25 protein-coding genes are annotated in these 22,675 nt (G+C 72.1%); 23 read left to right on the top strand and 2 right to left on the bottom strand.

The features are described from left to right. Nucleotides 1-163: 163 nt before the first annotated feature. The gene (rpmG, locus tag ACFV6D_RS13075) at nucleotides 164-328 is read right to left on the bottom strand and encodes a 50S ribosomal protein L33 (protein WP_363618280.1); all 165 of its coding nucleotides are present in this window, start codon (nucleotides 326-328) and stop codon (nucleotides 164-166) included. 141 nt (nucleotides 329-469) lie between these two features. Here rpmG and rpmB point away from each other — a divergent pair, with 141 nt between their 5' ends. From rpmB to ACFV6D_RS13125, 10 genes are all read left to right on the top strand, one after another. Continuing rightward, a complete protein-coding gene (gene rpmB / locus ACFV6D_RS13080) occupies nucleotides 470-706 on the top strand; it encodes a 50S ribosomal protein L28 (RefSeq protein WP_063346773.1) in 237 nt (78 codons plus the stop codon). Continuing rightward, nucleotides 706-1,011 carry a 30S ribosomal protein S14 gene (gene rpsN, locus ACFV6D_RS13085; protein WP_063346772.1) on the top strand — a complete coding sequence of 102 codons (306 nt, stop codon included), beginning with the start codon at nucleotides 706-708 and terminating at the stop codon, nucleotides 1,009-1,011. Before rpmB ends, rpsN begins: the two co-directional genes overlap by 1 nt. Nucleotides 1,012-1,016: 5 nt before the next feature. Next, entirely contained in the window at nucleotides 1,017-2,183 is a 1,167-nt protein-coding gene (locus ACFV6D_RS13090) for a CobW family GTP-binding protein (protein WP_380559644.1), read from the top strand. A gap of 12 nt (nucleotides 2,184-2,195) precedes the next feature. Next, nucleotides 2,196-2,432, top strand: coding sequence for a 30S ribosomal protein S18 (rpsR, locus tag ACFV6D_RS13095; RefSeq protein WP_063346770.1), 237 nt, complete (start codon nucleotides 2,196-2,198; stop codon nucleotides 2,430-2,432). Nucleotides 2,433-2,483: 51 nt separating this feature from the next. Beyond that, a complete protein-coding gene (gene rpmF, locus ACFV6D_RS13100) occupies nucleotides 2,484-2,657 on the top strand; it encodes a 50S ribosomal protein L32 (RefSeq protein WP_063346769.1) in 174 nt (57 codons plus the stop codon). Nucleotides 2,658-2,747: 90 nt separating this feature from the next. After that, nucleotides 2,748-3,854 carry a Xaa-Pro peptidase family protein gene (locus ACFV6D_RS13105; RefSeq protein WP_063346768.1) on the top strand — a complete coding sequence of 369 codons (1,107 nt, stop codon included), beginning with the start codon at nucleotides 2,748-2,750 and terminating at the stop codon, nucleotides 3,852-3,854. A 79-nt stretch (nucleotides 3,855-3,933) separates the two neighbouring features. Next, a complete protein-coding gene (efp, locus tag ACFV6D_RS13110) occupies nucleotides 3,934-4,497 on the top strand; it encodes an elongation factor P (RefSeq protein ID WP_063346767.1) in 564 nt (187 codons plus the stop codon). 4 nt (nucleotides 4,498-4,501) lie between these two features. Continuing rightward, nucleotides 4,502-4,939 (top strand): transcription antitermination factor NusB, encoded by a 438-nt coding sequence (nusB, locus tag ACFV6D_RS13115; RefSeq protein WP_063346766.1) that lies wholly within the window; start codon nucleotides 4,502-4,504, stop codon nucleotides 4,937-4,939. Between the two features lie 173 nt (nucleotides 4,940-5,112). Beyond that, nucleotides 5,113-5,940 carry a thioesterase family protein gene (locus ACFV6D_RS13120; protein WP_380487013.1) on the top strand — a complete coding sequence of 276 codons (828 nt, stop codon included), beginning with the start codon at nucleotides 5,113-5,115 and terminating at the stop codon, nucleotides 5,938-5,940. Nucleotides 5,941-6,069: 129 nt separating this feature from the next. Then, a complete protein-coding gene (locus ACFV6D_RS13125) occupies nucleotides 6,070-7,011 on the top strand; it encodes a hypothetical protein (RefSeq protein WP_063346764.1) in 942 nt (313 codons plus the stop codon). A gap of 124 nt (nucleotides 7,012-7,135) precedes the next feature. Here ACFV6D_RS13125 and ACFV6D_RS13130 read toward each other — a convergent pair whose 3' ends face one another. Further along, nucleotides 7,136-7,639 (bottom strand): transcriptional regulator, encoded by a 504-nt coding sequence (locus tag ACFV6D_RS13130; protein ID WP_031072501.1) that lies wholly within the window; start codon nucleotides 7,637-7,639, stop codon nucleotides 7,136-7,138. Between the two features lie 330 nt (nucleotides 7,640-7,969). Here ACFV6D_RS13130 and pyrR point away from each other — a divergent pair, with 330 nt between their 5' ends. The 13 genes from pyrR (at nucleotide 7,970) to metK (ending at nucleotide 22,537) form a co-directional block, all read left to right on the top strand. Continuing rightward, nucleotides 7,970-8,617: a bifunctional pyr operon transcriptional regulator/uracil phosphoribosyltransferase PyrR gene (gene pyrR, locus ACFV6D_RS13135; RefSeq protein WP_063346763.1), complete on the top strand. Its 648-nt coding sequence runs from the start codon at nucleotides 7,970-7,972 to the stop codon at nucleotides 8,615-8,617. Between the two features lie 5 nt (nucleotides 8,618-8,622). Beyond that, on the top strand, nucleotides 8,623-9,597 hold the full coding sequence (locus ACFV6D_RS13140; RefSeq protein ID WP_063346762.1) for an aspartate carbamoyltransferase catalytic subunit: 975 nt from the start codon (nucleotides 8,623-8,625) through the stop codon (nucleotides 9,595-9,597). Then, on the top strand, nucleotides 9,594-10,898 hold the full coding sequence (locus ACFV6D_RS13145; protein WP_380427653.1) for a dihydroorotase: 1,305 nt from the start codon (nucleotides 9,594-9,596) through the stop codon (nucleotides 10,896-10,898). The genes ACFV6D_RS13140 and ACFV6D_RS13145 overlap by 4 nt, the downstream gene beginning before the upstream one ends. Further along, nucleotides 10,895-11,461 (top strand): hypothetical protein, encoded by a 567-nt coding sequence (locus ACFV6D_RS13150; RefSeq protein ID WP_363372725.1) that lies wholly within the window; start codon nucleotides 10,895-10,897, stop codon nucleotides 11,459-11,461. The genes ACFV6D_RS13145 and ACFV6D_RS13150 overlap by 4 nt, the downstream gene beginning before the upstream one ends. Beyond that, nucleotides 11,458-12,648, top strand: coding sequence for a glutamine-hydrolyzing carbamoyl-phosphate synthase small subunit (carA, locus tag ACFV6D_RS13155; RefSeq protein WP_063346759.1), 1,191 nt, complete (start codon nucleotides 11,458-11,460; stop codon nucleotides 12,646-12,648). Before ACFV6D_RS13150 ends, carA begins: the two co-directional genes overlap by 4 nt. Continuing rightward, entirely contained in the window at nucleotides 12,641-15,949 is a 3,309-nt protein-coding gene (carB, locus tag ACFV6D_RS13160) for a carbamoyl-phosphate synthase large subunit (RefSeq protein ID WP_063346758.1), read from the top strand. The genes carA and carB overlap by 8 nt, the downstream gene beginning before the upstream one ends. Nucleotides 15,950-16,055: 106 nt before the next feature. After that, nucleotides 16,056-17,171 carry a quinone-dependent dihydroorotate dehydrogenase gene (locus ACFV6D_RS13165; protein ID WP_380559646.1) on the top strand — a complete coding sequence of 372 codons (1,116 nt, stop codon included), beginning with the start codon at nucleotides 16,056-16,058 and terminating at the stop codon, nucleotides 17,169-17,171. A 100-nt stretch (nucleotides 17,172-17,271) separates the two neighbouring features. Continuing rightward, a complete protein-coding gene (gene pyrF / locus ACFV6D_RS13170) occupies nucleotides 17,272-18,105 on the top strand; it encodes an orotidine-5'-phosphate decarboxylase (protein ID WP_350877835.1) in 834 nt (277 codons plus the stop codon). Between the two features lie 434 nt (nucleotides 18,106-18,539). Further along, the gene (gene mihF / locus ACFV6D_RS13175) at nucleotides 18,540-18,866 is read left to right on the top strand and encodes an integration host factor, actinobacterial type (RefSeq protein ID WP_063346755.1); all 327 of its coding nucleotides are present in this window, start codon (nucleotides 18,540-18,542) and stop codon (nucleotides 18,864-18,866) included. A gap of 48 nt (nucleotides 18,867-18,914) precedes the next feature. Beyond that, on the top strand, nucleotides 18,915-19,472 hold the full coding sequence (gene gmk / locus ACFV6D_RS13180; RefSeq protein ID WP_063346754.1) for a guanylate kinase: 558 nt from the start codon (nucleotides 18,915-18,917) through the stop codon (nucleotides 19,470-19,472). 37 nt (nucleotides 19,473-19,509) lie between these two features. After that, nucleotides 19,510-19,776 carry a DNA-directed RNA polymerase subunit omega gene (gene rpoZ, locus ACFV6D_RS13185; protein WP_030240625.1) on the top strand — a complete coding sequence of 89 codons (267 nt, stop codon included), beginning with the start codon at nucleotides 19,510-19,512 and terminating at the stop codon, nucleotides 19,774-19,776. Between the two features lie 154 nt (nucleotides 19,777-19,930). Then, nucleotides 19,931-21,178, top strand: a complete 1,248-nt coding sequence (gene coaBC, locus ACFV6D_RS13190; RefSeq protein ID WP_380342397.1) for a bifunctional phosphopantothenoylcysteine decarboxylase/phosphopantothenate--cysteine ligase CoaBC — start codon at nucleotides 19,931-19,933, stop codon at nucleotides 21,176-21,178. 150 nt (nucleotides 21,179-21,328) lie between these two features. Then, complete coding sequence (gene metK / locus ACFV6D_RS13195) at nucleotides 21,329-22,537, top strand: methionine adenosyltransferase (RefSeq protein WP_063346752.1); 1,209 nt, start codon at nucleotides 21,329-21,331, stop codon at nucleotides 22,535-22,537. Nucleotides 22,538-22,675 lie beyond the last annotated feature (138 nt).

Raw genomic sequence — 22,675 nt, forward strand, 5'->3', positions numbered from 1 at the left:
TGCGCAGACAGTTTTGAGGCCCCGGCGGGGGGCGCCGTCCGCCCCCCGCGACGGCGCCACCCCCGGGATCCCGGGGGAGGCGCCGTTTCGTCGCTGCGGGGCGGTACGGGTCGCTGCCGGTCGGCGTTCCGTCGGTGCGGGGTTCAGTTCGGGCGGGCGGGGTTCAGCGCTCTTCGCGGAAGTCGACGTGCCGGCGCGCGACCGGGTCGTACTTGCGCAGGACCATCCGGTCCGGGTCGTTGCGGCGGTTCTTGCGGGTCACGTACGTGTAGCCGGTGCCGGCGGTGGAGCGGAGCTTGATGACGGGGCGCAGTTCACTACGGGCCATGGGTGTCCTCCCGGGTTGGCGGGTTGGCGGGTTGGCGGGGTGTTCGGGGCCGGGGCGAAACCGTACACCGAAATGGAAGTCATTTTCATCTGGTGTAACGTGAGCTCCGTCCTGCCCATTCCCGGACGTCAGGGAGCGCCCATGTCCGCCCACTGCCAACTCACCGGCCGCAAGCCCGGATTCGGCAACGCGATCTCGCACTCGCACCGCCGCACCCGCCGCCGCTTCGACCCCAACATCCAGCACAAGCGCTACTGGCTGCCCGGCGAGGGCCGGTACGTCCGGCTCACCCTCAGCGCCAAGGGCATCCGCACCATCGACACGATCGGCATCGAGGCCGCCGTCGCCCGCATCCGCGCCCGAGGGGGAAAGGTCTGATGGCCAAGCAGAGCAAGATCGCCAAGAACGAGCAGCGCCGCGCCGTCGTGGCCCGGTACGCCGAGCGCCGCGCCGAGCTCAAGCGGATCATCGCCCACCCCGGCACCGCCCCCGCCGAACGCGCCGCCGCCCAGGCCGAACTCGCCCGCCAGCCCCGCGACGCCAGCGCCACCCGGATCCGCAACCGCGACGCCGTCGACGGCCGCCCCCGCGGCTACCTGCGCGCCTTCGGCCTCTCCCGGGTCAACCTCCGCGTCCACGCCCACGCCGGCCACCTGCCCGGCGTCCGCAAGGCCAGCTGGTGAGCGGCGTGGACGGGATCAAGCTGCCCGTGGTGGTCGTCGCCGGCCTGCACGCCGCCGAACGCCGCGCCGCCGTCCGGGAGTTGGCCGCGGCCGCGGTGGGCGCGGTGGTCCTCCACCATGACCTGCGGGAGGCCTCGCAGGGTGTCGTCCACCGTGAACTGCGCGACGCGGGAGGCGGGTTCGACGCCGCCGACGTCCCGCTGGTGAACGACTGCCCCTGCTGCGCCCTGCGCGAGGACCTGCTGCCGCGACTGCTGCGGATCGCCGACGAAGGCCGGTACGGACTCGCGATCGTCGAACTGTGGGGCGGCAGCGACCCGCACCCGGCCGTCGAGGTGATCGCCGGGGGAGAGGCGGACGGCCGCCATCTGGAGGACGCCGTCGAACTCGCGGGCGTGGTCACGGCCGTCGACCCGGACCGGCTGATCGGCGAACTCTCCGTCTCCGACGACCTGGTGGACCACGGCGAGCACACCGCCCGCCAGGACCAGCGGACCCGCGCGGAGGCGCTCGCCCACCAGGTCGAGTACGCCACCACCCTCGCCGTCCCGCGCGCGACGGCGCACACGCCCGGGCTCGCGCTGCTCCGCCAGCTCCACCCCACCGCCCGGGTCGTCCGGCTCGGCACCGGCGCGCTCACCCGGGCCGCCCTCGGCGGCTTCGACGTCGCCGCCGCCCGCGACCGGGTCAACCCGGCGATCGCGCTGCTCCCGCAGGAGAGCGACGAGGCCGGCGTCACCACGCTGGTCTGGGAGCGCCGCCGCCCGTTGCACCCCGAGCGGCTGCACCGGGCGCTGGAGCTGCTCGTCCCCGCCGCCCAGCGCAGCCGCGGCCGATTCTGGCTGGCCAACCGGCCCGACCTGATGCTCGCCTGGGACGCCGCCGGGGCCAACCTCGCCGTCGAGGAGTGCGGGCCCTGGCTCACCTCCCTGCCCGACGCCGCCTGGGAGCTGTACCCGCCAGCCCGCCGGGCCGCCGCCGCCCTCGACTGGCACCCGCTGCACGGCGACCGGGTGCAGCAGCTCAGCTTCACCGCCGAGGGCCTGGACGTCGACGGTGTCACCGGGCTGCTCGACTCCTGTCTGCTCACCGACGCCGAACTCGCCGCCGGCGAACCCGGCTGGAAGGCCCTGCCGGACGCCTTCCGGGACCTGCTCGACCCCGTTCACTGAGGAGCCGTCACTGTGCGTAAGCGACCGAACCCGCCCAAGGACCGGCCGAACCCGCTGTTCGCGGCCGGCATCGAGTACATCGACTACAAGGACACCGACCTGCTGCGGCGCTTCGTCTCCGACCGCGGCAAGATCCGGAGCCGCCGCGTCACCCGGCTCACCGTCCAGCAGCAGCGCGCCGTGGCCAGGGCCGTCAAGAATGCCCGCGAGATGGCCCTCCTCCCGTACGCCGCCGGCACCACCCGGTAGCCATCGCCGCCACCACCGCCACCACCGCCACCACCCGACAAGGAGCCCCCGATGGCCGTCCCCAAGCGCAAGACGTCCCGCAGCAACACCCGGCACCGCCGGGCCCAGTGGAAGGGCAAGGCCCCGAAGCTCGTCCCGATCACCCTCAACGGCCGCGAACTGCTCGTCCCCCAGAACCTGGTCCCCGCCTACCGCCGCGGCCTGATCGACCCGGAGGGGGCGTAGCGACCACGAAGGGGGCGTGCGGGGGCGGGAGCGCGCCCTGTCGGGGGTGCTCGGCGGGCGGATCGGGGTGGGGGTTCGTAGGCTCGACGCATGTCTGATGCGTACGCGGGTCGGCGGGAGCGGGTGAGGGAGCACTGCAGTGCGGCCGGGGCCGATGCGGCGCTGATCACCCGGGCGGCGAACGTGCGGTATCTGACGGGCTGCGCGCCCTGCGGGGCGACGCTGCTGCTGACCCGGGAGCGGGTGCTGCTGGCAGTGCCGGACGATCTGCCGCCGGACGACACCGGGGAGCACCTGATCGCGCCGGACGTCACCCAGGTGCCGGTGGCGGCCGCGGCGGACACCGCCCTGGCGGCGGCCGCCGCCGCCGCGCGACTGGGCGTGGCGGACCTCGCGGTGGAGGAGCACGACCTGACCGTCAGCCGCCACCGCGCGGTGGCGAGCCTGGCGGAGGGGGCCCGGCTGGCCGACCTGGCGCAGGTGGTCGAGCGGCTGCGGGTGGTCAAGGACGAGCACGAGATCGCCGACCTGCGGATCGCCGCCGAGATCGCCGACCAGGCGCTCGGCGAACTGCTGGAGTCGATCCTGGTCGGCCGCACCGAACGGCACCTGGCGATGGAGCTGGAACGCAGGATGATCGACCACGGCGCGGACCGGGCGGCCTACCCGGTGTCCGTCGGCACCGGCAGCCACTCCGGCCGGCCCGCCCACCAGCCGACCGACCGCCGGGTGGAGGAGGGCGACTTCCTCACCGTGGTGATGGGCGCCCAGTACCGGGGTTACGGCGTCTCCACCGCCCGGACCTTCGTGATCGGCGCCGCCCCCGCGCCCTGGCAGGTGGAGCTGCACCGGCTGGTGTTCCGGGCCCAGCGGGCCGGCCGGGAGGCGCTCGGACCGGGCGTGGAGCAGTACGTGCCCGACCGGGCCGCGCGGCAGATCCTGGAGGCGGCCGGCCACACCGAGACCTCCCCGCACCCGGTGGGGCACGGCATCGGGCTGGAGATCCGGGAGGCGCCGCGCCTCGGTCCGTCGGACATGGGTAAACTGGACAGCCGCGTGCCGGTCACCGTCGGCCCAGGGGTCCACCTCCCGGGCAAGGGCGGTGTCCGGATCGAGGACACGCTCGTGGTGCGCCCCCCAGAGGAGGGCGGGCCCGAGCTGCTCACCATCACCACCAAGGAGCTCCTCGCCCTGTGACCGCGGCCGCCCGTCGGCCGTCGGCGGCAGGACGCAAGCCTTGGTTCCTTGACAGCTATATCCAGGAGTAAGTGCGCCCGTGGCTTCCACGAACGATCTCAAGAACGGCATGGTCCTCAAGCTGGAGGGCGGCAAGCTCTGGTCCGTCGTCGAGTTCCAGCACGTCAAGCCCGGCAAGGGCCCGGCCTTCGTGCGCACGAAGCTCAAGGAGGTCCTGACCGGCAAGGTCGTCGACAAGACCTTCAACGCCGGCACCAAGGTCGAGACCGCCAACGTCGACAAGCGCGGCATGCAGTTCTCGTACAAGGACGGCGAGAACTTCGTGTTCATGGACACGGACACCTACGACCAGATCGTGGTCGAGCCGGCCGTCGTCGGCGACGCCTCCAAGTACCTGCTGGAGGGCTTCGAGGCCCTGGTCGCCATGTACGAGGGTGCCCCCCTGTACATCGAGCTCCCGGCCTCCGTCGAGCTGCTGATCTCCCACACCGAGCCGGGCGTCCAGGGCGACCGCTCCACCGGCGGCTCCAAGCCGGCCACGCTGGAGACCGGCGCCGAGATCGCCGTGCCGCTCTTCATCGTCACCGGCGAGAAGATCAAGGTCGACACCCGCGACGGCGGCTACCTCGGCCGGGTGAAGTAAGTCCGTGTCGGCCGCACGTAGCAAGGCCCGTACCCGGGCCTTCCAGATCCTCTTCGAGGCCGACCACCGCGGGGTCGACCCGCAGCGGGTCCTCGCGGACTGGGTGGCCCGCGCCCGCGAGCCGAAGCCCGACGAGGGCACCCCGCAGGTCGGCGAGTACACCATGGAGTTGATCGAGGGGTACGTCCAGCACGCTCGCCGGATCGACGACCTGATCTCGCAGTACGCGGTGGGCTGGACCCTCGACCGGATGCCGATCGTGGACCGCAACGTCCTGCGGCTCGGCGCCTACGAGCTGATCTGGGAGGACGGCGTCCCGGACGCGGTCGTCCTGGACGAGGCCGTGGAGATCGCCAAGGAGTTCTCCACGGACGACTCCCCGGCCTTCGTCAACGGTCTGCTCGCCCGCTTCCTGGAGCTGAAGCCGAGCATCCGCCGGTAGGTCGTGCGCCCTAGGCCCCGACCACCGGTGGCGGTGAAACCCGCAGAACGGCCGCTGGACCCGGATTCCGGGTCCGGCGGCCGTCGCGCGTTTCACCCGGGCGGCGTAAGGTGGTGCCCTACTCGCCAGTAACTTGGCGTTCGGAAACCGCAGTGAAGGGCAGGCCACCCCCCATGACCACCGCGACCCGCAGCGAGTTCGACCAGGGCATCGCCCTGACCCGGCACCCTGACGAGCCCGGCCGCTACGAGGCCGAACTCGGTGCCGGCTGGCAGATCGGCGGCGGGGTCAACGGCGGGCTGCTGCTCGCCGTCGCCGGACACGCGCTGTCGCTGGAGCACGGCGACCACCCCGACCCGGTGTCGATCAGTGGTTACTACCTGTCCGCCTCCACGCCCGGCCCGGCCACCGTCCGCACCGAGGTGCTGCGCACCGGCCGCGGGCTCTCCACCGGCACCGCCTCGCTCAGCCAGGACGGCGTGGAGCGGCTGCGGGTGGTCGCCAGCCACGGCGACCTCTCCACCGCCGACGGCGAGGTACGCACCAGCGCCCTGCCGCCGCAGCTGCCGCCGCCGGACCAGTGCATCGGCGTCGAGCACGCGCCCCGGGAGCTGATCGCCCAGGCCGAACTGCTGGAGCGCTTCGACCTGCGGCTGGACCCGGCCACCATCGGCTGGGCGCTCGGGCAGCCGTCCGGCAACGGGCGGATCCAGGGCTGGTTCCGGCTCGCCGACGGCCGCGACCCCGACCCGCTGCTGCTCCTGCTGGTCGCCGACGCGCTGCCGCCGGTGACCTTCGACCTGGGCATGCCCGGCTGGGCCCCGACCGTCGAGCTGACCGTCCACCTGCGGGCCAGGCCGGTCCCGGGCTGGCTGCGGGTCACCCACGCCACCCGCAACGTGGCCGGCGGGTACTTCGAGGAGGATGCCGAGGTCTGGGACGAGTCCGGCCGCCTGGTCGCGCAGTCCCGCCAGCTGGCCCGGGTGCCGCGGAAGGCGTGAATCACATCGTCTTACCGTCGGTTACATTCCTGTGACACGCCGTACGTGTGCGGCGCGCGCGGATGGGGAGATAGACGGTCAGCGGCGAGCCGGCCGCTGACCGTCACCCGCCGACGCCAGGAGCCATCGATGAGCCACAGTGGCCGCGCCCGCCGCAACTCCGACTGCACCGCCGGCGGCCCGCGACCCACGGTGCGGGCGCCGCACCAGCGGCGGCGGGTCGAGGGGGCCGAGCAGGCGTTCGTCATCGGGGTCCTGACCAGCGCGGCCGACTTCGCCCGGGCCCGCGCCTGGGGGCTGTCGAACGCCGCCGACCACGAGCACTACCTGGCCGAGACCGCCGAGCTGCTGGCCGACGCCCTGGAGCGCTTCGACACCGTGCGGGCCCGGATGTTCCACCCGCAGGACTTCGCGGAGTTCTGCGTGCTGCACGGGCTGGACCCGGCCGAACCGCTCGCCCGCGACCGCTACCTGGTCAATCCGCCGTTGCAGACCCAGCTGTTGGCCTATCAGGGCGAGGAACTGGCCGGGGACTTCGTGCCGCGCCTGGTCCGGGCCCGGGAGAACGGGCTGACGCTCTGCCACGCCGACCTGCTGCTGGACGGCGGCCTGTCCGGGGCCGCGGGCGAGGTCGACGAGGAGCACGCCCGCTGGGTGCGCGCCGCCCGCCAGCGCGGCGCCGAGGTGTTCCGCCGGATGCTGGTCGGCGCGGGCGCCGGGGTGTACGAGCTGCGGCTGCGGGTGGACGCGCCGGGCGGGCGGCTGACCGCGGCGGCCCGGGTGCTGCAGTGGGAGGACGGCGTGGTCCGGATCAACGACGAGGACCTGGAGCTGGTCTGCGCGGTGCTGTGCGCCGGATTGGCGCTGGAGCTGCCGGGGGTGGCGGTGCTGCACGGCTCGCAGGGCTCGGTGGCGGCGGGCGGCGCCCGTGGCGCAGCCGCTGACGAGCACTTCCTGCCGGCCTCCTGGGCCTGGTCGAGCGGCGGGCAGGACTGGGCGCCGGCTGCCGGGCCGGTGCGGCTGGACGGCGTGGCGGCGCAGCCCGGCTACAGCCTGGGGACGGTCTGCTGAGCCGGCCGTGGACGCGCGACGGCGCGGCCCCCGGGATGCGGGGTGCCGCGCCGTGACGTTTCTGCAAGGCCCGGGGCGTGGCCCGGACCGCGGACCGAGCCGACGGGAGCCGGTGCGGCGAGCGTCAGCTCGCCTCCTCCTCGCGCACCGCACGGCGCGCGTCGGGGTTCAGCACGCCCCAGGAGATCAGCTGCTCGGTGAGGATCGACGGCGACTGGTCGTAGATGACCGCCAGGGTGCGCAGGTCGTCCTGGCGGATCGACAGCACCTTGCCGTTGTAGTCGCCGCGCTGGCTCTGGATCGTCGCCGCGTAGCGCTGCAGCGGGCCGGCCTTCTCGGACGGGACCTGGGTCAGTCTCTCCAGGTCGAGCACCAGGCGCGGCGGCGGCTCGGCCGCGCCGCCGGGGGTGCCGCCGGGCAGCAGCTCCTGCACCGGGACGCCGTAGAACTCCGCCAGCTCGGCCAGCCGCTGCACGGTGACCGCACGGTCGCCGCGCTCGTACGAGCCGACGACGACTGCCTTCCAGCGCCCCTGGGACTTCTCCTCGACACCGTGCAGGGAGAGACCCTGCTGAGTGCGGATCGCTCGGAGCTTGCCCCCGAGTTGCTTCGCGTAGTCGCTGGACATTGATCTCCCCGGACGAGATTGCTTCGCGTTCAGTGGTGGGTCACGGACGATGGTCGACGCCGTTACCGGTGGGTTCGACGTCCGTCTCGTAACTCACTGTGAGGTTACGTAGAGTAAGGTAGCTGCGTCAAGCCGAATGGGGCAGTCGTGCGAATGGCCCGCATCCGCGGCGCGTCCGGGGCGTGAACCCGGCGAAGCGGAATGGTGCGTGTCCGATTGCCTCCCGGCCCGCTGCTAGGATGGCTCGAAGCCCGCGCCAGGTCGGCGGGGGCAGTCCCAGACATCCTTTAAGGCCCGTCCAGTGAGGCGGGGAAGGAGGTCCGCTTCGGCATGACCACACACCAAGATTCGACGCCGCGACCGCCGCACCAGGTGCTGGACGGCACGGACATCGCCCGGGTCGTCACCCGGATAGCGCACGAGATCGTCGAGCGCGCCAAGGGCGCCGAGGACGTCGTGCTGCTCGGCATCCACACCAGGGGCGTCCACCTCGCCCGCCGCCTGCACGGCCGGCTGGCCCAGATCACCGGGCGCGAGATCCCGCTGGGTGCCCTGGACATCACCATGTACCGGGACGACCTGCGGCTCAAGCCCGCCCGCGCCCTGGAGCACACCGAGATCCCGTCCGGCGGCATCGACGGCAAGCTCGTCATCCTCGTCGACGACGTGCTCTTCTCCGGCCGCACCATCCGGGCCGCGCTCGACGCGCTGAACGACATCGGCCGCCCGCGCGCCGTCCAGCTCGCCGTCCTGGTCGACCGCGGCCACCGCGAGCTGCCGATCCGGGCCGACTACGTGGGCAAGAACCTCCCCACCTCGCTGCGCGAGGCCGTGCAGGTGCGCCTGTCCGACAGCGACGGCGTGGACGCCGTGCTGGTCGGCGACCGCGCCTACACCGATGCGTCGCGCTCCGCGCGCGATGAACAGGGTTCGCAGGCCCTGGCCTCCCAGCCGTCCGAACCGCACCTCCCGGAGTAGCCCGCGTGAAGCGCCACCTCGTCTCCGCCGCCGACCTCACCCGCGACGACGCGCTGCTGATCCTGGACACCGCCGAGGAGCTGGCCCAGCTCTCCGGACGGGCCGTCAAGAAGCTGCCCACGCTGCGCGGCCGGACCGTCGTCAACCTCTTCTTCGAGGACTCGACCCGCACCAAGACCTCCTTCGAGGTCGCCGAGAAGCGGCTCTCCGCCGACGTCATCAACTTCTCCGCCAAGGGCTCCTCGGTCTCCAAGGGCGAGAGCCTCAAGGACACCGCGCTCACCCTCCAGGCGATGGGCGCCGACGCGGTCGTCGTCCGGCACCACGCCTCGGGCGCGCCGGCCCGCCTCGCCCAGTCCGACTGGCTGCACGGCAGCGTGATCAACGCCGGTGACGGCACCCACGAGCACCCCACCCAGGCGCTGCTCGACGCCTTCACCATGCGCCGCCACCTCAACGCCGGGCTGGGCAACGACCTCGCCGGGCGCCGGGTGACCATCGTCGGCGACATCCTGCACAGCCGGGTCGCCCGTTCCAACGTGCACCTGCTGACCACCCTCGGTGCCCAGGTCACCTTCGTCGCCCCGCCGACGCTGCTGCCGATCGGCATTCAGAACTGGCCCTGCGAGGTCAGCTACGACCTGGACCGCGTGCTCCCCAAGACGGACGCGGTGATGATGCTGCGGGTGCAGCGCGAGCGGATGAACGCCGCGTTCTTCCCGACCGAGCGCGAGTACAGCCGCCGCTACGGCCTGAACGGCACCCGGATGTCCCAGCTGCCCGAGCACGCCATCGTGATGCACCCCGGCCCGATGGTGCGCGGCATGGAGATCACCGCTGAGGTCGCCGACTCGCCGCGCTGCACCGTGGTCGAGCAGGTCGCCAACGGCGTGTCGGTCCGGATGGCCGTCCTGTACCTGCTGCTCGGGGGAGCCACCCTCAACGACGCCCGCACCGACTCCGTGGAGACCGCTCAGTGACCACCTACCTGATCCGCAACGCCCAGATCCTCGGCGGTGCCCCGCAGGACCTCCACCTCGCCGACGGTGTGATCAAGGAGATCGGCACCGGCCTGGCGGTCGAGGCGGACATCGAGATCGACGCCGGCGGCCTGATCGTGCTGCCCGGTCTCGTCGACCTGCACACCCACCTGCGCGAGCCCGGCCGCGAGGACGCCGAGACCGTGCTCACCGGCACCCGGGCCGCCGCGATGGGCGGCTTCACCGCCGTGCACGCGATGGCCAACACCACCCCGGTGGCCGACACCGCCGGCGTGGTCGAGCAAGTCTGGCGGCTCGGCCAGGAGGCCGGCTACTGCGACGTGCAGCCGGTCGGCGCCGTCACCGTCGGCCTGGAGGGCAACAAGCTCGCCGAGCTGGGCGCGATGCACGAGTCCGCCGCGAACGTGCGGGTCTTCTCCGACGACGGCAAGTGCGTGGACGACGCGGTGCTGATGCGCCGCGCCCTGGAGTACGTCAAGGCCTTCGACGGCGTCGTGGCCCAGCACGCCCAGGAGCCGCGGCTCACCGAGGGCGCCCAGATGAACGAGGGCCAGGTCTCCGGCGAGCTCGGGCTCGGCGGCTGGCCGGCCGTCGCCGAGGAGTCGATCATCGCGCGGGACGTGCTGCTCGCCGCGCACGTCGGCTCCCGGCTGCACGTCTGCCACGTCTCCACCGCCGGCTCGGTCGAGATCATCCGCTGGGCCAAGGCCAAGGGCTGGGACGTCACCGCCGAGGTCACCCCGCACCACCTGCTGCTCACCGACGAGCTGGTCCGCTCCTACGACCCGGTCTACAAGGTCAACCCGCCGCTGCGCACCGCCGAGGACGTCCAGGCGCTGCGCAAGGCGCTCGCGGACGGCACCATCGACGCCGTCGCCACCGACCACGCGCCGCACCCGGACGAGGACAAGGACTGCGAGTGGGCCGTCGCCGCGATGGGCATGGTCGGCCTGGAGACCGCGCTGTCGGTCGTGCAGCAGACCATGGTGGACACCGGCCTGCTGAACTGGGAGGGCGTCGCCGACCGCATGTCGCACCGCCCGGCCCGGATCGGCCGTCTCGCCGGACAGGGCCGTCCCGTCTCGGTCGGTGAGCCGGCCAACCTGGTGCTGTTCGATCCCGCGTACCGTGGTGCCGTGAACCCGGACAGCTTCGCCACCCGCAGCCGCAACACCCCCTACAAGGGCCTTGACCTGCCCGGACGGGTGCACGCCACCTTCCTGCGCGGGCGCGCCACCGTGCTGGCCGGCGAGCTGGCCGAGCAGGGCGGGGCGGCGTGACCGGCCCGGCCGCGCTCGCCCAGGAGCAGGCCAAGGTCACCAACTGGCCCGGGTACATCGGCTGGGCCGTCGGCCTGCTGATCGTCATCGGGCTCGTCTACTGGCTGATGCGGCAGGGCTGGAACTGGCGGCGCACCCTCCAGTCCGGCATCCCGCCGCTGCCCGCCGTGCCGGCCGGCGCCGGCCGGACCATCCTGGAGACCAGCGGGCGGTACCACGGTTCCACCACCGCCGGGAACTGGCTCGACCGGGTCGTCGCGCACGGCCTGGGCACCCGCAGCCGCGCCGACCTCACCCTCGGCGAGGACGGCCTGCTGGTGCGGCGCCCCGGTGACGTCGACCTCTGGATCCCGGCCGGGCACCTGACCGGTGCCCGCACGGACTCCGGGATCGCCGGCAAGGTCGTCCCGGCCGGGCTGCTCGTCGTCAGCTGGACGCACGAGGGCACCGAGCTGGACTCGGGCTTCCGGGCCGACCACCCCGACGAGCACGCCGCCTGGGTCGAGGCGATCGCCCAACTCGCAACACGTACGAAGACGAAGACGGAAGAGGCCGCTCAATGACCGCACCTGCCCCCACCACGCAGCGCCGACGGCGGGAGCGCACCCCCGCCGTGCTCGTCCTGGAGGACGGCCGGACCTTCCGCGGCGAGGCCTACGGCGCGACCGGCGAGACCTTCGGCGAGGCCGTCTTCAACACCGGCATGTCCGGCTACCAGGAGACCCTCACCGACCCGTCGTACCACCGCCAGGTGGTCGTGATGACCGCCCCGCAGATCGGCAACACCGGCTGGAACGACGAGGACGACGAGTCCAAGCGGATCTGGGTCGCCGGGTACGTCGTGCGCGACCCCGCCCGGGTGGCGTCCAACTGGCGCTCCACCCGCTCGCTGGACGAGGAGCTCGTCCGCCAGGGCGTCGTCGGCATCAGCGGCATCGACACCCGGGCGCTCACCCGCCACCTGCGCGAGCGCGGCGCGATGCGCTGCGGCATCTTCTCCGGCGAGGCGCTGACCGACCAGGCCGAACTGCTCGCCCGGGTGCAGCAGTCGCCCGAGATGAAGGGCGCCGACCTGTGCGCCGAGGTGGCGACCACCGAGGCGTACGTCGTGCCCGCGATCGGTGAGAAGAAGTTCACCGTCGCCGCGCTGGACCTCGGCATCAAGGGGATGACCCCGCAGCGGATGGCCGAGCGCGGCATCGAGGTGCACGTGCTGCCGGCCAACTCCACCCTGGAGGACCTCTACGCGGTCCAGCCGGACGGCGTGTTCTTCTCCAACGGCCCGGGCGACCCGGCCACCGCCGACCACCAGGTCGCCGTCGCGCAGGGCGTGCTGGAGCGCGGGACCCCGTTCTTCGGGATCTGCTTCGGCAACCAGATCCTCGGCCGCGCACTGGGCTTCGGCACCTACAAGCTCAAGTACGGCCACCGCGGCATCAACCAGCCGGTGCAGGACCGCACCACCGGCAAGGTCGAGGTGACCGCGCACAACCACGGCTTCGCCGTGAACGCACCGCTGGACCGGGTGAGCGACACCCCCTTCGGGCGGGTCGAGGTCTCCCACGTCTGCCTCAACGACGACGTGGTCGAGGGCCTCCAGGCGCTCGACGTCCCCGCCTTCAGCGTGCAGTACCACCCCGAAGCGGCGGCCGGCCCGCACGACGCGGCCTACCTCTTCGACCGGTTCGTCGAGCTCATGCGCGGCGACGACAAGCACAGCGCGAAGCTCATGGAGGGCCAGCGTGCCTAAGCGCACTGACATCAAGTCCGTCCTGGTGATCGGGTCCGGCCCGATCGTGATCGGCCAGGCCGCCGAGTTCGACTACTCGGGCACGCAGGCCTGCCGCGTCCTCAAGGCCGAGGGCCTGCGGGTCGTGCTGGTCAACTCCAACCCGGCCACGATCATGACCGACCCGGAGATCGCCGACGCCACCTACGTCGAGCCGATCACCCCGGAGTTCGTCGAGCGGATCATCGCCAAGGAGCGCCCCGACGCGCTGCTGCCGACCCTCGGCGGGCAGACCGCGCTCAACACCGCGATCTCCCTGCACTCGGCCGGCACGCTGGAGAAGTACGGCGTCGAGCTGATCGGCGCCGACGTGGTGGCGATCAACAAGGGCGAGGACCGCCAGCTGTTCAAGGGCGTCGTCGAGGCGGTCAACGCCAAGATCGGCCACGGCGAGTCCGCCCGCTCGGTCATCTGCCACTCGATGGACGACGTGCTGGCCGGCGTCGACACGCTCGGCGGCTACCCCGTCGTCGTGCGCCCCTCCTTCACCATGGGCGGCGCCGGCTCCGGCTTCGCCCACGACGAGGAGGACCTGCGCCGCATCGCCGGCCAGGGCCTGGCCCTCTCGCCGACCACCGAGGTGCTCCTGGAGGAGTCCATCCTCGGCTGGAAGGAGTACGAGCTGGAGCTGATGCGCGACAAGAACGACAACGTCGTGGTCGTCTGCTCCATCGAGAACTTCGACCCGATGGGCGTGCACACCGGTGACTCGATCACCGTCGCCCCGGCGATGACCCTCACCGACCGTGAGTACCAGATCCTGCGCGACATCGGCATCGCCGTGATCCGCGAGGTCGGCGTCGACACCGGCGGCTGCAACATCCAGTTCGCCGTCAACCCCGACAGCGGCCGGGTCATCGTCATCGAGATGAACCCGCGGGTGTCGCGCTCCTCCGCGCTGGCCTCGAAGGCGACCGGCTTCCCGATCGCCAAGATCGCCGCCAAGCTGGCCGTCGGCTACACGCTCGACGAGATCCCCAACGACATCACCGAGCAGACCCCGGCCTCCTTCGAGCCGGCCCTCGACTACGTCGTGGTGAAGGTCCCCCGGTTCGCGTTCGAGAAGTTCCCGAGCGCCGACGCCACGCTGACCACCACCATGAAGTCGGTCGGCGAGGCCATGGCCATGGGCCGCAACTTCCCCGAGGCGCTGCAGAAGGCGCTGCGCTCGCTGGAGAAGAAGGGCTCCCAGTTCTCCTGGACCGGCCCGGTCGGCGACAAGGCCGAGCTGCTGGCCAAGGCGGTCGTGCCGACCGACGGCCGGATCAACACCGTGATGCAGGCCATCCGGGCCGGCGCCACCCCGGAGGAGGTGTTCGAGGCCACCAAGATCGACCCGTGGTTCGTCGACCAGCTCTTCCTGCTCGACGAGATCGCCGCCGAGCTGACCGAGGCCGCGAAGCTCACCCCCGAGCTGCTGCGCCACGCCAAGCGGCACGGCTTCTCCGACCAGCAGATCGGCGAGATCCGCGGCCTGAAGCCGGACGTCGTCCGCGAGGTCCGGCACGCGCTCGGCATCCGCCCGGTGTTCAAGACCGTCGACACCTGCGCCGCCGAGTTCGCCGCCAAGACCCCGTACTTCTACTCGTCCTACGACGAGGAGAACGAGGTCGCCCCGCGCACCAAGCCGGCCGTGATCATCCTCGGCTCCGGCCCGAACCGCATCGGCCAGGGCATCGAGTTCGACTACTCCTGCGTGCACGCCTCCTTCGCGCTGGCCGACGCCGGGTACGAGACCGTGATGGTCAACTGCAACCCGGAGACCGTCTCCACCGACTACGACACCTCCGACCGGCTCTACTTCGAGCCGCTCACCCTGGAGGACGTGCTGGAGATCGTCCACGCCGAGCAGCAGGCCGGCCCGCTGGCCGGCGTGATCGTCCAGCTCGGCGGCCAGACCCCGCTCGGCCTGGCCCAGGCGCTCAAGGACAACGGCGTGCCGATCGTCGGCACCCAGCCCGAGGCGATCGACCTCGCCGAGGAGCGCGGCGCCTTCGGCCGCGTGCTGCGCGACGCCGGCCTGCCCGCCCCCAAGCACGGCACCGCCTTCTCCTTCGCCGAGGCCAAGGCCATCGCCGACGAGATCGGCTACCCGGTGCTCGCCCGCCCGTCGTACGTGCTCGGCGGCCGCGGCATGGAGATCGTCTACGACGAGGCCTCGCTCGCCTCCTACCTGGAGCGCCACGCCGGCCTGATCTCCGAGCACCCGGTGCTCATCGACCGCTTCCTCGACGACGCGGTGGAGATCGACGTCGACGCGCTGTACGACGGCACCGAGCTCTACCTCGGCGGCGTCATGGAGCACATCGAGGAGGCCGGCATCCACTCCGGCGACTCCGCCTGCGCGCTGCCCCCGATCACCCTCGGCGGCTACGACATCAAGCGCCTGCGCACCTCCACCGAGGCCATCGCGCGCGGCGTCGGCGTCCGCGGCCTGATCAACATCCAGTTCGCGCTGGCCGGGGACATCCTGTACGTGCTGGAGGCCAACCCGCGCGCCTCCCGCACCGTGCCGTTCACCTCCAAGGCGACCGCCGTGCCGCTGGCCAAGGCCGCCGCCCGGATCTCGCTCGGCGCCACCATCGCCGAACTGCGCGCCGAGGGCCTGCTCCCGGCCGAGGGCGACGGCGGCACGTTGCCGGCCGACGCGCCGATCGCGGTCAAGGAGGCCGTGATGCCGTGGAGCCGCTTCCGCGACATCCACGGCCGCGGCGTGGACACCGTGCTCGGCCCGGAGATGCGCTCGACCGGCGAGGTCATGGGCATCGACAAGGTCTTCGGCACGGCCTACGCCAAGGCCCAGGCCGGCGCCTACGGCGCGCTGCCGACCAAGGGCAAGGTCTTCGTCTCGGTCGCCAACCGCGACAAGCGCAACCTGGTCTTCCCGGCCCGCGCGCTGGTCGGCCTCGGCTTCGAGGTGCTCGCCACCGCCGGCACCGCCGAGGTGCTGCACCGCGGCGGCATCCCGTCCACGCTGGTGCGCAAGCACAGCGAGGGCGAGGGCCCCAACGGCGAGCGGACCATCGTCCAGCTGATCCACGACGGTGAGGTCGACCTCATCATCAACACGCCGTACGGCACCGGCGGGCGCCTCGACGGCTACGAGATCCGCACCGCCGCCGTGTCCCGCGGCGTGCCCTGCCTGACCACGGTCCAGGCGATGGGCGCGGCCGTCCAGGGCATGGACGCGCTGCTGCGCGACGAGGTCGGGGTGATGTCGCTCCAGGAGCACGCCGCGCTGATCAACGCCGGCCGCAAGTAGCACCACAGCAGTGGGGGGCACCGAGGCCAGCCGGGTGCCCCCCACTTCCATGCCCTGATCCGGGTGCTCACGCTCAGATCCGGGCCCTGATCCGGGAGTTGGGTTTTTGTACAAGCTGCTGTTCGACCTCGTCTTCAAGAAGATGGACCCCGAGAAGGCCCACCACCTCGCCTTCTTCTGGATCCGGCTCGCCTCCTCGGTGCCCGGCCTGCGCACGCTGGCGCGGCTGGTGCTCGCCCCGCGCGACCGGGCGCTGCACACCACCGCCCTCGGCCTCGACCTGCCGGGCCCGTTCGGCCTGGCGGCCGGCTTCGACAAGAACGGCGTCGGCATCGACGGCCTGGCGATGCTCGGCTTCGACTACGTCGAGATCGGCACTATCACCGGCGAGCCCCAGCCGGGCAACCCGACGCCCCGGCTGTTCCGCCTGGTCGAGGACCGCGCGCTGATCAACCGGATGGGCTTCAACAACCAGGGCTCGGCCCGGGTCGCCGCGCGCCTCGCCGCCCGCCCGCACACCAGCTCCACCCCGGTGATCGGCGTCAACATCGGCAAGACCAAGGTGGTCGAGGAGGCCGACGCCGTCGCCGACTACGTCAAGTCCACCGAGCGGCTGGCCAAGTACGCCGACTACCTGGTCGTCAACGTCAGTTCGCCGAACACCCCCGGGCTGCGCAACCTCCAGGCCGTGGACCACCTGCGCCCGCTGCTCGCCGCCGTCCGCGAGGCCGCCGACCGCACCACCGCGCACCACGTCCCGCTGCTGGTCAAGATCGCCCCCGACCTGGCCGACGAGGACGTCGACGCGGTCGCCGACCTCGCCCTGGAACTGGGCCTGGACGGCATCATCGCCACCAACACCACGATCGGCCGCGAAGGCCTGCGCACCGACGCCGCCCGGGTCGAGGAGATCGGCATGGGCGGCCTGTCCGGCGCCCCGCTCAAGGCCCGCGCCCTGGAGGTGCTCCAGCGCCTGCGCGCCCGGACCGGGGGCCGGCTGACGCTGGTCTCGGTCGGCGGCGTCGAGACCGCCGATGACGTCTGGCAGCGGATCGTCCACGGCGCGGACCTCGTCCAGGGCTACAGCGCCTTCATCTACGAGGGCCCGTTCTGGTGCCGCCGGATCCACCGGGGCCTCTCCGCCCGGATCCGGGCCGCGGGCTTCCGCGACCTGGCCGCCGCCGTCGGCAGCGCCGTCGACGGCGCCAAGGCCTCCTCCTGAACCTCCGTACGCCACGGCTCCGTACGACGCCCCGTGCGAGCCGTGTAGGACCCGCGCACGGCCTCCGTGCGGCCTCCCCACGACCTTCCGGAAGGACGACATGACCCTCGCCCCGTTCGGCGCCCGGCTGCGCCAGGCCCTCGACACCCGCGGCCAGCTCTGCGTCGGCATCGACCCGCACGCCTCCCTGCTCGCCGCCTGGGGGCTCGGCGACGACCTCGCCGGCCTGGAGACCTTCAGCCGCACCGTCGTCGAGGCGCTGGCCGACCGGGTGGCCGTGCTCAAGCCGCAGGCCGCCTTCTTCGAGCGCTTCGGCAGCAAGGGCGTCGCGGTGCTGGAGAAGTCCGTCGAGGAGGCCAGGGCGGCCGGCGCGCTGGTCCTGATGGACGCCAAGCGCGGCGACATCGGCTCCACCATGGCCGCCTACGCGGAGGCCTTCCTGTCGCCCGGCAGCCCGCTGTTCTCGGACGCCGTCACGGTCAGCCCGTACCTGGGCTTCGGCTCGCTGCGCCCGGCCCTCGACCTGGCCCGCGCGCAGGGCTGCGGCGTGTTCGCGCTGGCGCTCACCTCCAACCCGGAGGGCCACGAGGTGCAGCGGGCGGTCGGCGCGGACGGCGAGTCGGTCGCGGCCTCGGTGCTGCGGCAGCTGGCGGCGGAGAACGGCGACGCCGCCCCGCTGGGCTCCTTCGGCGCGGTCGTCGGCGCGACGCTCGCCGACGCGGGCGTGGAACTGGCCATCAACGGCCCGCTGCTGGCCCCCGGGATCGGGGCCCAGGGCGCGACGATGGCCGACCTGCCGCGGGTGTTCGGCGCCGCGGTGATCAACGTGGTGCCGAGCGTCAGCCGGGACGTGCTCAAGCACGGTCCGTCGGTGGCGGCCCTGCGCTCGGCGGCCGAGCGGTTCGTCGGCGAGTACGCGGACGCGGTGAAGTAGCGGACGCGGTGAAGTAGCGGACGCGGTGAAGTAGCGGACGCGGTGAAGTAGCGGACGCGGTGAAGTAGCGGCGATCGCGGGCGCGAGCGGCGTAGCGGGGCGATGACCCTGCGCAGTGTGCGCAGCCCGGCGAGGGTCCCCGGACCCCACCGAAGTTGACGTGAGCGCCGTCACATTGGCGGTGTCAAAGTTTCGCAATCGCGGTCATTTTGCCCTGGAAAGTCCTGGTCGGCCTTGGCTGACCAGGACTTTTCGTGTTCTTTTCCTGACGTGGCGCCGCAATCCGGGTAGTGTCCGGCGATAGGTCATCGGCGAGCCGCGAAACCCGTAGCTCCCGCAGGTCAAGGGCCCTGTGGTTCCCCTTGCGGACGGTGTCCTGGGATCCAAACCAGTCATAGCTCAATCCCTTCCTTCCACACCCTGAGGTGAACGGCGTGGCTCTTCCGCCCCTTACCCCTGAACAGCGCACCGCCGCGCTCGCCAAGGCCGCCGAGGCTCGCCGGGAGCGCGCCGAGGTCAAGAACCGGCTCAAGCACTCCGGCGCCTCCCTGCACGAGGTGATCAAGGCCGGAAAGGCCGAGAACGACGTCATCGGCAAGATGAAGGTCTCCGCACTGCTGGAGTCCCTTCCCGGCGTCGGCAAGGTCCGTGCCAAGCAGATCATGGAACGCCTCGGCATCAGCGAGAGCCGGCGCGTCCGCGGCCTCGGTACGAACCAGATCGCCTCCCTGGAGCGGGAGTTCGGCGGCGGTGCCGCCTGACCGTGCCCCGTGGTCCCGGGAGCGTCCGCGATCCGGGATAATCGGTGCATGAGTGAGCGTCCGCGGCTGACCGTGCTCTCCGGCCCTTCGGGGGTCGGCAAGAGCACGGTCGTCGCTCATATGAGGAAGCAGCACCCCGAGGTCTGGCTCTCGGTGTCGGCGACGACCCGGCACCCGAGGCCGGGCGAGCAGAACGGGGTCCAGTACCACTTCGTCGACAACGACGAGTTCGACAAGCTGATCGCCAACGGCGAGCTGCTGGAGTGGGCCGTCTTCGCCGGCAACCGCTACGGCACCCCGCGCTCGGCGGTGCTGGAGAAGCTGGAGCGCGGCGAGCCCGTCCTGCTGGAGATCGACCTCCAGGGCGCCCGCCAGGTGCGCGAGTCGATGCCCGAGGCGCAGCTGGTCTTCCTGGCCCCGCCGAGCTGGGACGAGCTGGTCCGACGGCTGACCGGTCGGGGCACGGAGTCGCAGGACGTGATCGCGAAGCGGCTGGAGGCGGCCAAGGTCGAGCTCGCGGCCGAAACCGAGTTCGACACGACCCTTGTCAACACCTCCGTCGAGCAGGTAGCGGGCGAACTGCTAGCCTTGCTCGGTGTAGCCTGACCTGTCTGTCTTTTCCACCCTTTCGGAAGGTTTTCGCGTGTCCTCTTCCATGACCGCGCCCGAGGGCATCATCAACCCGCCGATCGACGAGCTGCTTGAGGCCACCGACTCCAAGTACAGCCTCGTGATCTACGCCGCCAAGCGCGCGCGTCAGATCAACGCGTACTACTCCCAGCTCGGTGAGGGCCTGCTCGAGTACGTCGGCCCGCTGGTCGACACCCACGTGCACGAGAAGCCGCTGTCGATCGCGCTGCGCGAGATCAACGCGGGCATGCTGACCGCCGAGGCGATCGAAGCCGCCTGAGGCGGTGCTCCGAAGTTTCTTGTGGAAGGGCCCGGCGGAATCGTTTCCGCCGGGCCCTTCGGCATTCCCGGGGGCTGTGGGATCGACCACGGTGCGCGCGGCGGATGAGGGGCCGTAGGGTGTGCACGTCCCAGGAGTGGAGGAGAGCGGGAGTATGAGCGCGACTTCGGACCGGAGCGGGTCGGCGGACGCGCCGCGCGTCGCCCTCGGCGTCAGCGGCGGCATCGCCGCCTACAAGGTGTGCGAGCTGCTCCGCCGGTTCACCGAGTCCGGCCACCAGGTCACCGTGGTGCCCACCGAGGCCGCGCTGCACTTCGTCGGCGAGGCCACCTGGGCCGCGCTCTCCGGCCGCCCGGCCGCCACCGAGACCTGGGAGCGCGTGCACGAGGTGCCGCACGTGCGGATCGGCCAGCAGGCCGACCTGGTCGTGGTCGCCCCCGCCACCGCCGACCTGATCGCCAAGGCCGCCCACGGCCTCGCCGACGACCTGCTCACCAACACCCTGCTCACCGCTCGCTGTCCGGTCGTCGTGGCGCCCGCCATGCACACCGAGATGTGGGAGCACCCCGCCACCCGGGACAACGTCGCCACGCTGCGCCGCCGCGGCGTGATCGTGCTGGAGCCGGCCGTCGGGCGGCTCACCGGCAAGGACACCGGCAAGGGGCGGCTGCCCGAGCCGTCCGCGATCTTCGACGCCTGCCGGGCCGTGCTGCGCCGGGGCGGGGCCGCCCCGACCGACCTGGCGGGCCGGCACGTGGTGGTCTCGGCCGGCGGCACCCGCGAGCCGCTGGACCCGGTGCGGTTCCTGGGCAACCGCTCCTCCGGCAAGCAGGGCTACGCGCTGGCCGTGACGGCCGCGGCCCGTGGGGCGCGCGTGACGTTGGTCTCGGCCAACGCGGAGCTCGCCGACCCGGCCGGCGTCGACGTGGTGCACGTCTCGACCGCGCTGGAGCTGCGCGAGGCGGCGCTGAAGGCGGCGGCGTCGGCCGACGCCGTGGTCATGGCCGCGGCCGTGGCGGACTTCCGGCCCGCCGAGTACGCCAGCGGCAAGATCAAGAAGGTCGAGGGCGTCGAGCCGGCGCCGGTCGCCCTCGTCCGCAACCCCGACGTCCTGGCCGAGCTGGCGGCGCACCGCGCCCGTTCGGGCCAACTCGTGGTGGGTTTCGCGGCGGAGACCGACGACGTGCTCGCCAACGGCCGCGCCAAGCTCGCCCGCAAGGGCTGCGACCTGCTGGTCGTCAACGAGGTGGGCAACGGCAAGGCCTTCGGGACGGACGTCAACGAGGCCGTGGTGCTGGGCTCGGACGGCAGTGAGACGGCCGTTCCGGTGGGTCCGAAGGAGGCGTTGGCGGACGTGGTCTGGGACCTGGTCGTCAAGCGGCTGGAAACGGTCGGCGACTGATCAAGCCCTGCTGGAGATCGGTCGAGATTTCCGGAAGCGGGTGACGTTCGGCGGAGGCATCCCGTTAGACTCCAGGAATCAAGTCTTTCCGGATGTCCTCGGTTCGCCGGGGGCCTTCAGTCAGCAGCCGCTGCAACCCCAGGGAGCGCTGTGTCTCGCCGCCTGTTCACCTCGGAGTCCGTCACCGAGGGACACCCCGACAAGATCGCTGACCAGATCAGCGACACCATCCTTGACGCTCTCCTGCGAGAGGACCCGACCTCCCGGGTCGCCGTGGAGACGCTCATCACCACCGGCCAGGTGCACGTGGCCGGCGAGGTGACCACCAAGGCGTACGCGCCGATCGCCCAGCTCGTCCGGGACAAGATCCTGGAGATCGGCTACGACAGCTCCAAGAAGGGCTTCGACGGCGCCTCCTGCGGCGTGTCGGTGTCCATCGGCGCGCAGTCGCCCGACATCGCTCAGGGCGTCGACACCGCGTACGAGGCTCGGGTCGAGGGCGACGAGGACGACCTGGACAAGCAGGGCGCCGGCGACCAGGGCCTGATGTTCGGCTACGCGTCCGACGAGACGCCCGAGCTGATGCCGCTGCCGATCACCATCGCGCACCGCCTCTCGCGCCGCCTGACCGAGGTCCGCAAGAACGGGACCATCCCGTACCTGCGCCCCGACGGCAAGACCCAGGTCACCATCGAGTACGACGGCGACAAGGCCGTCCGCCTCGACACCGTGGTGGTCTCCACCCAGCACGCCAGTGACATCGACCTGGAGTCGCTGCTCACCCCGGACATCCGCGAGTTCGTGGTCGAGCCCGAGCTGAAGGCACTCGCCGACCAGGGCATCAAGCTGGTCACCGAGGGCTACCGCCTGCTGGTGAACCCGACCGGCCGCTTCGAGATCGGCGGCCCGATGGGCGACGCCGGCCTCACCGGCCGCAAGATCATCATCGACACCTACGGCGGCATGGCCCGCCACGGTGGCGGCGCCTTCTCCGGCAAGGACCCGTCCAAGGTCGACCGCTCGGCCGCGTACGCGATGCGCTGGGTGGCGAAGAACATCGTCGCCGCCGGCCTCGCCCGCCGCGCCGAGGTGCAGGTCGCGTACGCGATCGGCAAGGCCGAGCCCGTGGGCCTGTTCGTCGAGACCTTCGGCACCGAGACCGTGCCGGTGCTGTCCATCCAGAAGGCCGTCACCGACGTCTTCGACCTGCGCCCGGCCGCGATCATCCGCGACCTGGACCTGCTGCGCCCGATCTACTCCCAGACCGCGGCGTACGGCCACTTCGGCCGTGAGCTGCCCGACTTCACCTGGGAGCGCACCGACCGCGTGGAGCAGCTGAAGGCGGCCGTGAAGGACTGAACGGCCTGATCGTCCGGAAGCGGGGGCGCCCCCCCCCCGGGGGGGGGGGGGGGCGGGGGGGGGGGGGGGGGGGGGAGCGGGTGTCTAGGGCGGTGAGGTGTGGGACGGCGGGGCCGTGTGGAGAGAGACGAGTGGCCA

Source organism: Kitasatospora sp. NPDC059812 (assembly GCF_042732075.1).
GTDB lineage: Bacteria > Actinomycetota > Actinomycetes > Streptomycetales > Streptomycetaceae > Kitasatospora.

Bases quoted from the DNA above. Each gene is read 5' to 3' on its own strand.
- rpmG (WP_363618280.1), bottom strand. From the start codon at position 328: ATGGCCCGTAGTGAACTGCGCCCCGTCATCAAGCTCCGCTCCACCGCC.
- rpmB (WP_063346773.1), top strand. From the start codon at position 470: ATGTCCGCCCACTGCCAACTCACCGGCCGCAAGCCCGGATTCGGCAAC.
- rpsN (WP_063346772.1), top strand. From the start codon at position 706: ATGGCCAAGCAGAGCAAGATCGCCAAGAACGAGCAGCGCCGCGCCGTC.
- rpmF (WP_063346769.1), top strand. From the start codon at position 2,484: ATGGCCGTCCCCAAGCGCAAGACGTCCCGCAGCAACACCCGGCACCGC.
- ACFV6D_RS13105 (WP_063346768.1), top strand. From the start codon at position 2,748: ATGTCTGATGCGTACGCGGGTCGGCGGGAGCGGGTGAGGGAGCACTGC.
- ACFV6D_RS13120 (WP_380487013.1), top strand. From the start codon at position 5,113: ATGACCACCGCGACCCGCAGCGAGTTCGACCAGGGCATCGCCCTGACC.
- ACFV6D_RS13125 (WP_063346764.1), top strand. From the start codon at position 6,070: ATGAGCCACAGTGGCCGCGCCCGCCGCAACTCCGACTGCACCGCCGGC.
- ACFV6D_RS13130 (WP_031072501.1), bottom strand. From the start codon at position 7,639: ATGTCCAGCGACTACGCGAAGCAACTCGGGGGCAAGCTCCGAGCGATC.
- pyrR (WP_063346763.1), top strand. From the start codon at position 7,970: ATGACCACACACCAAGATTCGACGCCGCGACCGCCGCACCAGGTGCTG.
- carA (WP_063346759.1), top strand. From the start codon at position 11,458: ATGACCGCACCTGCCCCCACCACGCAGCGCCGACGGCGGGAGCGCACC.
- pyrF (WP_350877835.1), top strand. From the start codon at position 17,272: ATGACCCTCGCCCCGTTCGGCGCCCGGCTGCGCCAGGCCCTCGACACC.
- gmk (WP_063346754.1), top strand. From the start codon at position 18,915: ATGAGTGAGCGTCCGCGGCTGACCGTGCTCTCCGGCCCTTCGGGGGTC.
- coaBC (WP_380342397.1), top strand. From the start codon at position 19,931: ATGAGCGCGACTTCGGACCGGAGCGGGTCGGCGGACGCGCCGCGCGTC.